The sequence below is a fragment of the Bacillus sp. 16GRE42 genome, assembly GCF_019837435.1.
Lineage (GTDB): Bacteria > Bacillota > Bacilli > Bacillales > Bacillaceae_G > Bacillus_A > Bacillus_A wiedmannii.
The window spans coordinates 314,039-326,083 of record NZ_JADAXF010000001.1 but is presented as its reverse complement, the minus strand read 5'-3'; the positions used below and the strand labels follow the sequence as shown (position 1 = coordinate 326,083).

The window sequence follows — 12,045 nt, the reverse complement described above, 5'->3', positions numbered from 1 at the left end:
TTTGTAAAATCGCAACACTATATGAATAGATGGGTAGAAAAGGAGTAGTGACATGGATAATACAAAGGTGCGTGTTGAAAACGTAACAAAAGTATTTGGGAAACACCCGCAAAGAGCGCTGTCTTTATTAAAAGAAGGAAAAAGCAAATCGGAAATTTTAAAAGAGACAGGAATGAACGTTGGTGTGAAAAAGGCAACGTTTGAAGTATACACGGGAGAAATTTTTGTAATTATGGGTTTGTCTGGTAGCGGAAAATCTACGTTGGTCCGTATGTTAAACCAATTAATTAGACCAACGGCGGGGCATATATACATAGATGGTGAAGATATCGCAACGATGGGAAAAGAAGAGTTGCGAAGAGTGAGAAGAACGAAGATGAGCATGGTGTTTCAAAAATTCGCTTTATTCCCTCACCGTACAGTGATACAAAATGTTGCGTACGGGTTAGAAATTCAAGGAGTTCCAGTAGAGGAACGAGAAAATAAAGCATTAGAATCGCTACAGTTAGTAGGACTCGATCATCATAAAGATAATTATCCGAGTCAACTTAGTGGCGGTATGCAGCAGCGTGTTGGAATCGCAAGGGCATTAACAAATAATCCAGATGTATTGTTAATGGATGAGTCATTTAGTGCATTAGATCCACTGATTCGCAAAGAAATGCAAGATGAATTGTTAGAGCTACAAGATAAAATGGAGAAAACAATTATATTTATTACGCATGATTTAGATGAAGCGCTTCGAATTGGCGATCGGATTGCGTTAATGAAAGATGGAGAGATTGTTCAAATTGGAACGCCGGAAGAAATTATGATGAGTCCAGCGAATGAATTTGTTGAGAAGTTTGTTGCGGACGTAAATTTAGGAAAAGTAATTACGGCGGAATCTATATTAAAACGACCAGAGACTTTATTAATTGATCGTGGACCACGTGTAGCACTTCAGATTATGAGAAATGCAGGTGTTTCAACTGTATATGTTGTTAACAAAAAATATGAGTTTTTAGGTATATTAACTGCGGATGATGCGAGTAAAGCCGTTCAAAAACAATGGCCAATTGCTGATTTATTACTAAACGATATTCCGCACGTGTATTTAGATACTTTACTGGAAGAAACATATGCAAAAATGGCGGAGATGAAATATCCGTTACCCGTAATTGATGAGAAGAAAAGGCTAAGAGGAATTATTAAACGCGAAAGTGTCATTCAAGCTCTTGCAGGTAATATTGAGGAAGAGGTGAAAGACGATGAGTAGTATACCACGTATTCCATTAGGGGAATGGGTCGATTCATTTGTTGCAAGTTTATATGAGCATCTTGAAGGCTTATTCCGAGGATTCTCTTATATTATCGGTGGATTCGTTGATTTACTCACTAATTTTTTAACAATAATACCGGCCATATTGATGATTATTATCCTTTGTTTCCTCATTTGGTACACAACGAGAAAGGTATCTTTAATTATTTTTACACTCATCGGTTTATTATTTATTTTAAATATTAACTACTGGGCACAGACGATGCAAACATTAGCACTTGTACTTACGTCTGTTATTATTTCAATTATTTTAGGAATCCCAATCGGAATTTTAGCTTCTCAAAATGAACGCTTCTCAAAATTTTTAAAACCGACATTAGACTTTATGCAAACAATGCCGGCTTTCGTATATCTTATTCCTGCAATTACATTTTTCGGAGTAGGTGTAGTGCCTGGGATTATCGCATCCGTAATCTTTGCAATGCCACCGACAATTCGTTTTACTGACTTAGGAATTAGACAAGTTCCAGAAGATTTAATTGAAGCAGCGAATGCGTTTGGCTCTACTGCATCACAAAAATTATTTAAAGTACAATTACCACTCGCAACTGGAACAATCATGGCTGGTGTGAACCAAAGTATTATGCTTTCTTTATCGATGGTAGTAACAGCATCTCTTGTAGGAGCGCCAGGTCTTGGAGTTGATGTATACCGCTCTGTAACACAAGTTAATATCGGAATGGGATTTGAAGCCGGACTAGCTATTGTTGTCATTGCAATTATACTAGACCGTATTACACAAGGATTTCATCAAAAAAGAAGATAAAAGGAAAACACACTTTATTATACAAAGTGTGTTTTTTGTTCGGAAAAATTACATACGAACGATAACAGAACTACCAGCTGGTGCACAAACATGGTTTTGTTGTTGTTCCATTGATTTAATTAAATGATTATTCTCTTCGATTAATGAGATTAATTTCGCTAATTGACTTTCAAGACTTGCGATACGCTGCATCATATATTGTGAATCATGATGCAGTGTATTTCTTACGGGATGTGGGGAATACACATATTGTTGATTTATATTTGGATTCCAGTGAGGATGCATTTAAACCTTTCCTCCTTCAATAAATTACGAAGCTTTTTTATAGTAAATGCCTATGTATAATTAATGGTTACTTGAAATTTTATTATGATAAAAGGAGTATGTACAGAAAATGGAAAATATTATTATGTGAAGTTAAGGTACATTTTTTGGAAATATTCAAGTGAGGTAGTGAATATATTAATACATTCAAGTAAATGTATGTTATTTAGGGAGAAATGATGGGAGGAGATGCAATTTTGGCTAAAAATAATAAAAGAAATGAAGCCTTGGCAATAGGTATCGGTATAGGGGTTGTAATCGGTGTGTTTCAAGGGTTTTTTACTAATAATTTGGTAATCGGAATTGTGATAGGAATCGTAATTGGCGTTGCATTTTTGAAGAAAAAGTGAGTATTAAAATCATTTCAAAAATTACCCCGTTAAATGGATTTTCGGAATATAAATCCTGTTTTTCCTTTTTTTATGATATTATAAATAAAAAGGATGGTGATGGATATGTCAACAAACAATCAAGTAGAACAAAACTGCTTTATTTGCGAAAAACATAGAGGAAACATAATAGTTCCAGGTGGAGCTATATACGAAGATGAACTCGTTTACGTAGGACATGTCCACTGGGATAGTGAAGAAACATACCTCGGTTATGTAATGATAGATATAAAAAGACATGTACCTGGTCTTGCTGAACTAACAGATGAAGAAGCGAAAGCGTTCGGACTTATAACAAGTAGAGTAAGTAAAGCGCTAAAAGAAAGTGAAGGTGCAGAACATATTTACACTTTTGTTTCAGGGAATGGTGTACCACATACGCATATGCACATTATACCGCGTTATCCAAATACACCCAAAGAGTTTTGGTCACCGACTGAAGTAGCGAAATGGACTGGTGCACCATATGGTGACGCAGAAAAAATCAAAAAACTATGCGAAAGTATATGGTGAGTGAATATGCATACAACAAATAATAGACAATGTTCATGGATTGGAAATAAGAAGATGTGTTTAGACGAAGTTTCAGTAAAACAATATGGTGATATCGTACTCGGTGCATATGGCGGGAATATAAGTGCTGGAGCAAAAAAGAATGAAGATGGTGCGTTAGTTTGGTCGAATGGTGATTGGGAATTTGCAGCTATTTTAGATGGACATAATAGTGCGGAAAGTGTTGATTTAGTAGTAAATACAATCCAAAAAGAATATGAACATATAAAAGCAATGTTGAATGAATCGATTGATACAGTATTTCGATCGGTTGAAAATCATCTACTTACAATCTTTAAATCCCCCTCATTTAAAGAAAAGTGCAAAAAAGTAAAAGGTGAAACAGCGTGCTTAATATGTGTAAGAAAAGAAAACTACATATGGTGGTTATCTATTGGTGATTGTTTAGTTTATGTATTTCATGAAGAGTTACATAAGTTAGGACAATATGCATTAAATCAACGCCATTTTTACGAATGGATTGGAAATGTAAATACATTTCATTTACCAGTCCCTTGCTATTCAACAGGAATTCGTGAATTACGTGCTGGAAAGAATCGAATTGTAATGGTTACAGATGGGGTATTAGAATGCGGGGAACGTCATTATGAAACACCATTGAATCTGTATAATGATATGAATAGAAATAATATAGAACTTGAAGAAAGTGTTCATCATGTATTAGAGCAAGTTCATCATCAATTCGGACGAGATAGTGCGACAATTATTAGTTGGGACGTTGAAAACAAAGAGAATGCTACTTATCCGAGTGATCAACCGGATAAAAGGTAAAGGAGGAGACATCACTGCTTTTAGTTAAAGGGATTTTATTAGTATTATGGATCATATTATTAGTTATTTTGGAAAAAGTAGTGAGAAAAAAATTAAATATACCGAAACAAACTGACTGGAATAGTAAATATGTAAACAACGCTCATAAATGGGGCATTAGGGCTCTTATCATTTCTTATATAATAGTAACGATGATATGTGCCACTTTAAATCCTATTTATATTAGTAATTTACCCATATTATTTTTAATAACTTTATACTGCTTTCAATCATATATGGAGTGGAAATATGATAAAGAGTCGAGGGAATATGTCATTTCTTTAGGAACAGTTCCATTATTAATAATAACAGGAATTATGATTAATCTATTCTTTTATAACTATTGGATTTAATCATATGCGGAATGAATGGGGAGACAAATGAAAAATCCTAAATTACGTGCTGAAGTAATGATTTTAAATGAAGACCATTCTAAAGTGCTTGTTCAATGTGATTTAAGGGGAACATTTTATCGTTTTCCAGGCGGTTCTATTGAATTTGGTGAAACATCAAAAGAAGCAATAATACGAGAATTAATAGAAGAATACGATTTGAAGATTGATGTTCAAGAGTTAGCCGTTGTAAATGAGGATATTTTCAAGTGGAATAACGAAAAAGGACATCATTGCACATTGATGCATTGGGGATCTGTTAAAGAGAGAATAACAAATGAAATAAGAAATAAAGAATATGAGGATATTATATTAACTTGGAAAAGTATAAATGAATTAAAGGAGAAGCCCACATATCCTGAAGGGATTGTAAGTTATTTAGAAGAGAATAACCGAAATATAGTCCACTTTATTTCTAAAAATAAATAAAGTAATAGGAGGGGAACAACAATGAGTACCTCTACAATCTTGATTATTATTATTGGACTGCCTATAGGTGGTTACTTTTTAGAACAGTTTTTAAGAAGAAAGTTGAATGCGGAAAAAAGAGGATTATTTGGATATAAGCATGTGAATAGTTTACATGTAAAATTGGAAATAGGGCTTATGATTATTTATATAATAGGTAGTTGTTATTATATGTTTAAATTTGAAAACTCTAAAATGGCTTATGTTATGTTCACTTATTTAGGGATATCATTGACTTTAAGAGCATGGATGGAATGGAAGTATGATAGAGAATCAAAAGAATATATACTTTCAATAACGGGAATGGTTGCATTTATATTGATGCTCTCAATACTAGTTTATTTCGTTCCACCTGCTGCATAATAAGGTGATTATTAATGGTACAAATCAAGAGTTAACTAATTAATAAGAAACCATTGAGTAGTAAATGGTTTCTTATTTAAATTTATCATTTATTTTAGCTAAAATGGATGTAACGAAATTTGTTTTATCCTCTGCATATTGATGTTTTTCATTAGGATTAGCTTGTGAAAGTTGAACCGTTAACTGTTCATACTGTATACGAGAAGTTTTATTGTCAATTAAGTAATCTCTGAATTGTAATTGTTCTATTAAATATGTATTGCCTTGTTCATATATATGAATTTGATGAGTTCGTGGTTCTCCTTTATTAAAATAATATCGTTCAGGCAGTACATCTTTTCTGTATTTATAGTTTAGTAGTTCTAACTTTTTTATACATGTTAAACCGTCCGTATAATTTTCTAGTTCGATTGCAATATCAATAATTGGCTTTGCACTTAAATGTGGAATAGAGGTACTACCAATATGGTGTATCGCTAAAATATGTTTGCCAATTTGTTCTTCAATGAGTTGTTTTTCTTTCATAAACTCAATTTGCCATTCTTCAGTCCATGGAACTAAAAACACTTTTCCAAACGGTAAACCTAACATTTGATTAGCACCTCTTTCAAAATGTTATCAAAAAAGTAAACTACATTTTCTTAAAGCTTCTCAAAACAAGGTATTCCCACAATCTCCAAGGAAGAATCTTCTTCGCAAAGATCATAAATTTTACACCTTTTCCAATCGGATATCGTAATTTCGTACGCTTAGATTCAGCAATCTCTACAATTTTATTAGCAACATCTATCGGATTACCAAATGTATCACTGCCGCTATTAATATGTTTTTGTATTTTAACCATATATTCTTTGTAAGGAGAAGGTCTATCAGATTGGTTTGTAGCTAGTTGTTTACCAACTTCCCAAATATTTGTGTTATAAGAACCAGGTTCAATTAAAGCAACATCTATTCCGAACGGTTTTACTTCTAAACGAAGTGATTCACTCCAGCCTTCTAACGCATATTTTGAAGAAACGTAAGGGGATAGACCAGGGAATCCAACTTGACCACTAATGCTGCTTATATTAATGATTTTCCCACTTTTTTGTACTCTCATATAAGGTAATACAAGTTGAGTAATTGATACAGCTCCAAAAAGGTTCGTTTCAAATTGTTTACGGTATTCCTCTACTGGAATTTCTTCTACAAAGCCCCCATTTGCATATCCTGCATTATTAATCAGTAGGTCTACTCTGTTTATTTCTTTTAAATATAATTGAAAGTTATGTATAGAATTTTGATTGGTTACATCTAATTGTTGAACTGTTATGTTTTGTTGTAAGTTGAGTTGAGTAGCTTGAGATATTAAAACTTCTCGTTTATTAAGGTTTCGCATTGTAGCTATGACTAAATAGTCTTTTTTCGCAAGCTCAAGTGTTGTTAAAAGACCGAAACCACTTGAAGCCCCAGTTATAACTGCGATTTTTTTATCCATTTTCCGCCAGCTTTCTTTTTCTTTTATCATAACGAGTTATGGGGATAAAATCTATTTATTGTATAAAGATATTTGTTATAATTGAAAATGGTTATCAATTAAATTTAGTTTTCACATAAAAGGAGTGTGGATTTCATGGAGACTAACGGTTTTCATGATATTTTTCATAAATACTTTCATGGTTTACAAGTTGTAGAGGAAAGGCATATGAATATGCCCAAAACAATAGGTAAGGGTGAAATACGAAGATGGACTTCATTTTCAGGAATGGAAATTGTGTTATCAAATTATCAATTTCATAAAAATTATCGCATCCAGTTTGCATCTGATGCAGCAATGGTTGAGCTTAATTTTTGTTTACAAGGGTTCGGAGAAGTGCAAGTTGGTCATTCCGCGTATGAATTAATGACTGGAAATAGTTATTTATATTTTATGAATGATTTTGATGTGTTATTTGAATATGAAAAAGAAAGGCCTCTATATTCATTAGCAATTGGGATTCCTGTACAATTATTTAATCATTTCATGATGAATAATGCTATTGAAAAAAGTCTTGATTTTCATTCTATATTAGGAAATCAATCTTTTAAAAAGTTTCAAAATCCAATTGATTCTATAACATCTAATCTTATTAAGAAAATGATAGAGCCTCCCCAAAAGGATCGTATTAGTCAACTAGAATTAGAAAGTAAAGCGCTCGAATTGCTTTCTATACATTTTGGGAGAGTGTTGCTTAATGATTGTGACGCAAATAAAAGGAGTCAATTATCAAAAAAGGATTTGAATAAAATAAAACAGGCTGAAGAAATTTTACTTCAACGAATGGAATCACCCCCATCATTATTAGAATTGGCTAAAATAGTAGGATTAAATGATTATAAATTAAAAATTGGATTTAAAGAATTATTTGGGATGTCCACATTTGCATATTTACGAGAAAAACGTATGGAACATGCGATAGATTTACTACGTTCGGGAAATAGTAATGTGACCGAAACGGCATTTGCAGTTGGGTACAATAATGTCAGTCATTTTTCAGAGTTATTTCGTAAAAAGTATGGAATGAATCCATCAAAACTTTTACGTATTTATTAACGTAAAACAGGAATAATCCGCTATACCGTAAATTCCTCCGTTATTTGGTAGTTGCTTTTTGTAATGGTCATTATAATTACAAACAACATCCAATTGGAAATAATTTTTTATGGAGGAATTTAAATGAAAGAGCGGAATGAAAGTCATTTTTGGCTATTTGTATTAACAGGGATGTTTCTTATTATAACAACAACCGGTTTTGCACGTATGGCATATGGAATTATATTGCCATTTATGCAAGAGGGACTTCATTTATCTACAGCTCAATCAGGTATGTTAGGAACAATACTTTTTTTAGGATATTTATTAACTGTAGGAACATCTGGAATATTTACTATCCGTTTCGGCGCAAAATCCGTTTTATTAATAGGGAGTTGGCTTGTTGTTGTAAGCTTATTGGGATTAGCCTTTGTTTATTCATTTTGGCTAGTCGCTATTTGTATGCTATGTGCTGGAGCTGGTAGTGCTTTAGTATATACACCACTCATGTCAATAACGGTAGGATGGTTTCCGGACAAAAGAGGAACTGTAATGGGGCTGTTATTAAGCGGTGCTGGCATAGGTATGTTATTTAGTGGAATAATTGTTCCTTATGTAGTACGTACATTTCCTGCGTACAGTTGGCGTGGTGTATGGTTTTTGTTTGGGGTTATTACATGTATCGTAGTATGTATCGCTTCAATTATTTTGAAAAATCCTGATGTAACCGAAGATGAGGAAAAAGGGAATTATAAATCGTTTTTATGGAAAACAAAAGAACTATATGTTATTGCATGGATGTATTTTATTGTGGGCATTGTTTACTTAATTCCGAATTTATATCAAACTAGTTTTATGATTGATAGTGGTATTTCGGCAGCGATGTCAGGAACTATTTATGCAATTGCCGGTATGTTTTCAATAGTAGGAGCTCCTATCTGGGGATTGATTTCAGATCGGATTGGCATAAAGAAAACGTTATGTATTGCACTTATATTAGCTGTAATAGGTGATGTGGTGCCAATCCTTTTTGAAAACATAATGGGTTTTATCGTATCGGCAATAATTTGGGGTTCTAGCCTCGGTGGTATCCTTTTATTAATACAAGTTGCAGCATCAAAGCAAGTATCCCAAAAGTATGTATCGATGGCAATTAGTTTTATATCTGTTTTTTATGCAGTTGGTCAAATGATTGGACCAGGACTTGCAGGCTGGATTATTGAAACAAGTGGTTATACAGCTGCTTATGGATTAGGTGCGTTCGGTTTCTTTATATGTATATGTATGGGATTGCGTTTAAAAAGAGGAAATCTTACAAACTCAGCGTATTTAGAGAAGTGAGTATTGTCATGAAATGAATCTTTTTAAAGGGAGGACGTAAAGTGGTACATGTGAAAGATGTATTAGCAGATCAATTATTAGCGAATGCAAACGATCCTAGTTGGTATATTCCATTTTCAGATGCAGTGAAAGATCTACCTGAGAGAGAAGCTTTCTGGAAACCGAATGAAGAGAGTAATAGTATAGCTGAAATTGTACAACATTTACTGTATTGGAATTCAACGTGGCAAACTAGGTACAAAGAATCGAATGTGGATGCCGTGCCCGCTATTGGTGATAATAACAAAAGTTTTATGCTTTCAAATAATCAAACCTTCGATGAGTTGAGAGAAAAACTACTAGAGAAACTGTTACAATGGCAAAAGCTTATAAATGAAGAGAAGGTGGAAAGTGATGTAGTTGGATTTTCTGTTTCCGCAAAGTGGTGGGAAATATTGGCGAATGTAACAACTCATAATGCTTATCATATTGGTCAAATTATTTACATCCGGAAGTTACAGAAGAGTTTTGAGAATGAATAAGATAATAATTCTCAAATTAGGTGAACAAAAGTGGACAAAACGAGACATATGTCTCATTTTGTCCACTTTTTTATTATGAAAGAAATGAGAAAACCCATGAAATCAAGGATTAGAATTTGGCACAGTACTTGCAATATAAAAGATGAACAAGAAAATAGGAGGGCTGGACATGTTAAAAACAACTGAAAGTAAAGGGAATGAAATTACGAAAGAACAAGCTCGTTGGATGTATGAAAAAATGTTAGAGATTCGTAAGTTTGAAGACAAGGTGCATGAATTGTTCGCGCAAGGCGTTCTGCCAGGTTTCGTTCATTTATACGCTGGTGAAGAAGCAGTAGCAGTTGGTGTATGTGCCCACTTAACAGATAGTGACAGTATTACAAGTACGCATAGAGGACATGGACATTGTATCGCAAAAGGCTGTGATTTAAACGGGATGATGGCTGAACTTTTCGGGAAAGTGACAGGGTTATGTAAAGGTAAAGGCGGTTCCATGCATATTGCCGATTTAAATAAAGGAATGCTTGGTGCAAATGGGATTGTAGGCGGAGGTTTTCCACTTGCTTGCGGCTCAGCATTAACAGCTAAATATAAAGGAACGAAAGATGTAAGTGTTTGCTTCTTCGGTGACGGAGCAAATAATGAAGGAACATTCCATGAAGGGGTTAATTTAGCAGCGATTTGGAAGTTACCAGTTATTTTTATCGCAGAAAATAACGGTTACGGTGAAGCAACGACATTTGAATATGCTTCTAGTTGTAACTCTATTGCTGATCGTGCAAAAGCATATAACATTCCGGGTGTTCAAGTAGATGGAAAAGATCTATTAGCAGTATATAAAGCGGCGGAAGAGGCTGTTGAGCGTGCACGTAATGGCGGTGGCCCAACTTTAATTGAATGCATGACATATCGTAATTACGGTCATTTTGAAGGAGAAGCACAAACGTATAAAACAGCGGAAGAAAAAGAAGAACATTTAAATGAAAAAGATGCGATTGTGCATTTCCGCAAGCATTTAATTCATGAAGCTTTATTAACGGAATCCGAACTTGTGGATATGGAAAAGGCAGTAGATGAAGCAGTGCAAAGATCGATTGAATTTAGTGAAAATAGTCCATATCCAGAGGATGAAGAATTATTAAAAGATGTATACGTTTCTTACAAATAAGAGGAGGGTGAAAAATAATGACTAGAACAGTAAGTATGTCAACTGCAATTAATGAAGCGATGAAAGTTTCAATGCGTCGTGATGAAAATGTAATTTTGATAGGAGAAGACGTTGCAGGAGGTGCACAAGTTGATCACTTGCAAGATGATGAAGCATGGGGCGGTGTTCTTGGTGTTACGAAAGGACTTGTACAAGAATTTGGCCGAAATCGTATTTTAGATACTCCAATTTCTGAAGCTGGTTATATGGGAGCAGCGATGGCAGCTGCGGCAACAGGATTACGTCCGATTGCTGAATTAATGTTTAATGACTTTATCGGTAGTTGTCTTGATCAAATATTAAACCAAGGTGCAAAATTCCGTTATATGTTCGGTGGTAAAGCGAAAGTACCAGTTACAGTACGTACGATGCATGGTGCTGGTTTTAGTGCAGCAGCGCAGCATTCACAAAGTTTATATGCTTTATTTACGAGCATTCCAGGTATAAAAGTCGTCGTTCCTTCTACTCCGTATGACGCAAAAGGCTTATTATTGGCGGCAATTGAAGATGATGATCCAGTAATCTTCTTTGAAGATAAAACACTTTACAATATGAAAGGTGAAGTGCCAGAAGGGTACTATACAATTCCTTTAGGAAAAGCAGATATTAAACGTGAAGGTTCTGATGTAACAATCGTCGCAATTGGAAAACAAGTTCATACAGCACTTGCAGCTGCAAAGCAATTATCGAAAAAGGGACTCGAAGTAGAAGTAATCGATCCACGTTCTTTATCACCGCTGGATGAAGATACGATTTTAGCATCTGTTGAAAAAACGAATCGCCTGATTGTTATTGACGAAGCAAATCCAAGATGTAGTATCGCAACAGATATTGCAGCAATTGTAGCGGATAAAGGATTCGATTTGTTAGATGCACCAATTAAACGAATTACAGCACCACATACACCAGTTCCGTTCTCACCACCACTTGAAAAGTTATATTTACCAACGCCGGAGAAAGTAATTGAAACTGTATCAGAAATGATCGGAGACCAATCTTTATTACATGTGTAATGAAAC

Annotated in this window: 15 protein-coding genes and 1 pseudogene; 13 read left to right on the top strand and 3 right to left on the bottom strand. The window is 34.3% G+C overall.

Annotated elements, in window-relative coordinates; translation table 11 throughout:
- Positions 1-52 precede the first annotated feature (52 nt).
- Positions 53-1,258, top strand: coding sequence for a quaternary amine ABC transporter ATP-binding protein (locus ILS93_RS01730; RefSeq protein ID WP_064475487.1), 1,206 nt, complete (start codon positions 53-55; stop codon positions 1,256-1,258).
- Positions 1,251-2,087 (top strand): ABC transporter permease, encoded by an 837-nt coding sequence (locus ILS93_RS01725; RefSeq protein WP_098112026.1) that lies wholly within the window; start codon positions 1,251-1,253, stop codon positions 2,085-2,087. The genes ILS93_RS01730 and ILS93_RS01725 overlap by 8 nt, the downstream gene beginning before the upstream one ends.
- A gap of 48 nt (positions 2,088-2,135) precedes the next feature.
- Here the strand turns inward: ILS93_RS01725 and ILS93_RS01720 are convergent, their stop codons facing one another.
- Positions 2,136-2,372 (bottom strand): hypothetical protein, encoded by a 237-nt coding sequence (locus ILS93_RS01720; RefSeq protein ID WP_064475485.1) that lies wholly within the window; start codon positions 2,370-2,372, stop codon positions 2,136-2,138.
- Positions 2,373-2,590: 218 nt separating this feature from the next.
- Here ILS93_RS01720 and ILS93_RS01715 point away from each other — a divergent pair, with 218 nt between their 5' ends.
- The 6 genes and pseudogenes from ILS93_RS01715 to ILS93_RS01690 all read left to right on the top strand — a co-directional run bounded on the left by ILS93_RS01715 (position 2,591) and on the right by ILS93_RS01690 (position 5,406).
- Positions 2,591-2,761 (top strand): glycine zipper domain-containing protein, encoded by a 171-nt coding sequence (locus tag ILS93_RS01715; RefSeq protein ID WP_064475484.1) that lies wholly within the window; start codon positions 2,591-2,593, stop codon positions 2,759-2,761.
- A gap of 93 nt (positions 2,762-2,854) precedes the next feature.
- Positions 2,855-3,336, top strand: a pseudogene (locus ILS93_RS01710) (HIT family protein).
- Positions 3,320-4,144: a PP2C family serine/threonine-protein phosphatase gene (locus ILS93_RS01705; protein WP_222659784.1), complete on the top strand. Its 825-nt coding sequence runs from the start codon at positions 3,320-3,322 to the stop codon at positions 4,142-4,144. The pseudogene ILS93_RS01710 and the gene ILS93_RS01705 overlap by 17 nt, the downstream one beginning before the upstream one ends.
- A 68-nt stretch (positions 4,145-4,212) precedes the next feature.
- Positions 4,213-4,536, top strand: a complete 324-nt coding sequence (locus ILS93_RS01700; protein WP_081257260.1) for a DUF4181 domain-containing protein — start codon at positions 4,213-4,215, stop codon at positions 4,534-4,536.
- Positions 4,537-4,563: 27 nt separating this feature from the next.
- On the top strand, positions 4,564-5,004 hold the full coding sequence (locus ILS93_RS01695; RefSeq protein ID WP_222659782.1) for an NUDIX domain-containing protein: 441 nt from the start codon (positions 4,564-4,566) through the stop codon (positions 5,002-5,004).
- Between the two features lie 21 nt (positions 5,005-5,025).
- The gene (locus ILS93_RS01690) at positions 5,026-5,406 is read left to right on the top strand and encodes a DUF4181 domain-containing protein (protein ID WP_064475482.1); all 381 of its coding nucleotides are present in this window, start codon (positions 5,026-5,028) and stop codon (positions 5,404-5,406) included.
- Between the two features lie 72 nt (positions 5,407-5,478).
- Here the strand turns inward: ILS93_RS01690 and ILS93_RS01685 are convergent, their stop codons facing one another.
- Both ILS93_RS01685 and ILS93_RS01680 read right to left on the bottom strand, forming a co-directional pair.
- On the bottom strand, positions 5,479-5,997 hold the full coding sequence (locus ILS93_RS01685; RefSeq protein ID WP_222659780.1) for a GrpB family protein: 519 nt from the start codon (positions 5,995-5,997) through the stop codon (positions 5,479-5,481).
- A gap of 40 nt (positions 5,998-6,037) precedes the next feature.
- Positions 6,038-6,883, bottom strand: coding sequence for an oxidoreductase (locus ILS93_RS01680; RefSeq protein WP_064475480.1), 846 nt, complete (start codon positions 6,881-6,883; stop codon positions 6,038-6,040).
- 135 nt (positions 6,884-7,018) lie between these two features.
- Here ILS93_RS01680 and ILS93_RS01675 point away from each other — a divergent pair, with 135 nt between their 5' ends.
- The 5 genes from ILS93_RS01675 (at position 7,019) to acoB (ending at position 12,039) form a co-directional block, all read left to right on the top strand.
- Positions 7,019-7,978 carry a helix-turn-helix domain-containing protein gene (locus tag ILS93_RS01675; protein ID WP_064475479.1) on the top strand — a complete coding sequence of 320 codons (960 nt, stop codon included), beginning with the start codon at positions 7,019-7,021 and terminating at the stop codon, positions 7,976-7,978.
- A 123-nt stretch (positions 7,979-8,101) separates the two neighbouring features.
- Positions 8,102-9,298: an MFS transporter gene (locus ILS93_RS01670; RefSeq protein ID WP_064475478.1), complete on the top strand. Its 1,197-nt coding sequence runs from the start codon at positions 8,102-8,104 to the stop codon at positions 9,296-9,298.
- Positions 9,299-9,339: 41 nt separating this feature from the next.
- A complete protein-coding gene (locus ILS93_RS01665) occupies positions 9,340-9,819 on the top strand; it encodes a DinB family protein (RefSeq protein ID WP_048560849.1) in 480 nt (159 codons plus the stop codon).
- A 169-nt stretch (positions 9,820-9,988) separates the two neighbouring features.
- Positions 9,989-10,987, top strand: coding sequence for an acetoin:2,6-dichlorophenolindophenol oxidoreductase subunit alpha (acoA, locus tag ILS93_RS01660; protein WP_064475477.1), 999 nt, complete (start codon positions 9,989-9,991; stop codon positions 10,985-10,987).
- A gap of 17 nt (positions 10,988-11,004) precedes the next feature.
- The gene (gene acoB / locus ILS93_RS01655; RefSeq protein WP_222659777.1) at positions 11,005-12,039 is read left to right on the top strand and encodes an acetoin:2,6-dichlorophenolindophenol oxidoreductase subunit beta; all 1,035 of its coding nucleotides are present in this window, start codon (positions 11,005-11,007) and stop codon (positions 12,037-12,039) included.
- The last annotated feature ends 6 nt before the right edge of the window (positions 12,040-12,045 follow it).

Bases quoted from the DNA above. Each gene is read 5' to 3' on its own strand.
- ILS93_RS01695 (WP_222659782.1), top strand. From the start codon at position 4,564: ATGAAAAATCCTAAATTACGTGCTGAAGTAATGATTTTAAATGAAGAC.
- ILS93_RS01720 (WP_064475485.1), bottom strand. From the start codon at position 2,372: ATGCATCCTCACTGGAATCCAAATATAAATCAACAATATGTGTATTCC.
- ILS93_RS01690 (WP_064475482.1), top strand. From the start codon at position 5,026: ATGAGTACCTCTACAATCTTGATTATTATTATTGGACTGCCTATAGGT.
- ILS93_RS01725 (WP_098112026.1), top strand. From the start codon at position 1,251: ATGAGTAGTATACCACGTATTCCATTAGGGGAATGGGTCGATTCATTT.
- acoA (WP_064475477.1), top strand. From the start codon at position 9,989: ATGTTAAAAACAACTGAAAGTAAAGGGAATGAAATTACGAAAGAACAA.
- ILS93_RS01680 (WP_064475480.1), bottom strand. From the start codon at position 6,883: ATGGATAAAAAAATCGCAGTTATAACTGGGGCTTCAAGTGGTTTCGGT.
- ILS93_RS01705 (WP_222659784.1), top strand. From the start codon at position 3,320: ATGCATACAACAAATAATAGACAATGTTCATGGATTGGAAATAAGAAG.
- ILS93_RS01685 (WP_222659780.1), bottom strand. From the start codon at position 5,997: ATGTTAGGTTTACCGTTTGGAAAAGTGTTTTTAGTTCCATGGACTGAA.
- ILS93_RS01730 (WP_064475487.1), top strand. From the start codon at position 53: ATGGATAATACAAAGGTGCGTGTTGAAAACGTAACAAAAGTATTTGGG.
- ILS93_RS01715 (WP_064475484.1), top strand. From the start codon at position 2,591: ATGGGAGGAGATGCAATTTTGGCTAAAAATAATAAAAGAAATGAAGCC.
- ILS93_RS01675 (WP_064475479.1), top strand. From the start codon at position 7,019: ATGGAGACTAACGGTTTTCATGATATTTTTCATAAATACTTTCATGGT.
- ILS93_RS01670 (WP_064475478.1), top strand. From the start codon at position 8,102: ATGAAAGAGCGGAATGAAAGTCATTTTTGGCTATTTGTATTAACAGGG.
- acoB (WP_222659777.1), top strand. From the start codon at position 11,005: ATGACTAGAACAGTAAGTATGTCAACTGCAATTAATGAAGCGATGAAA.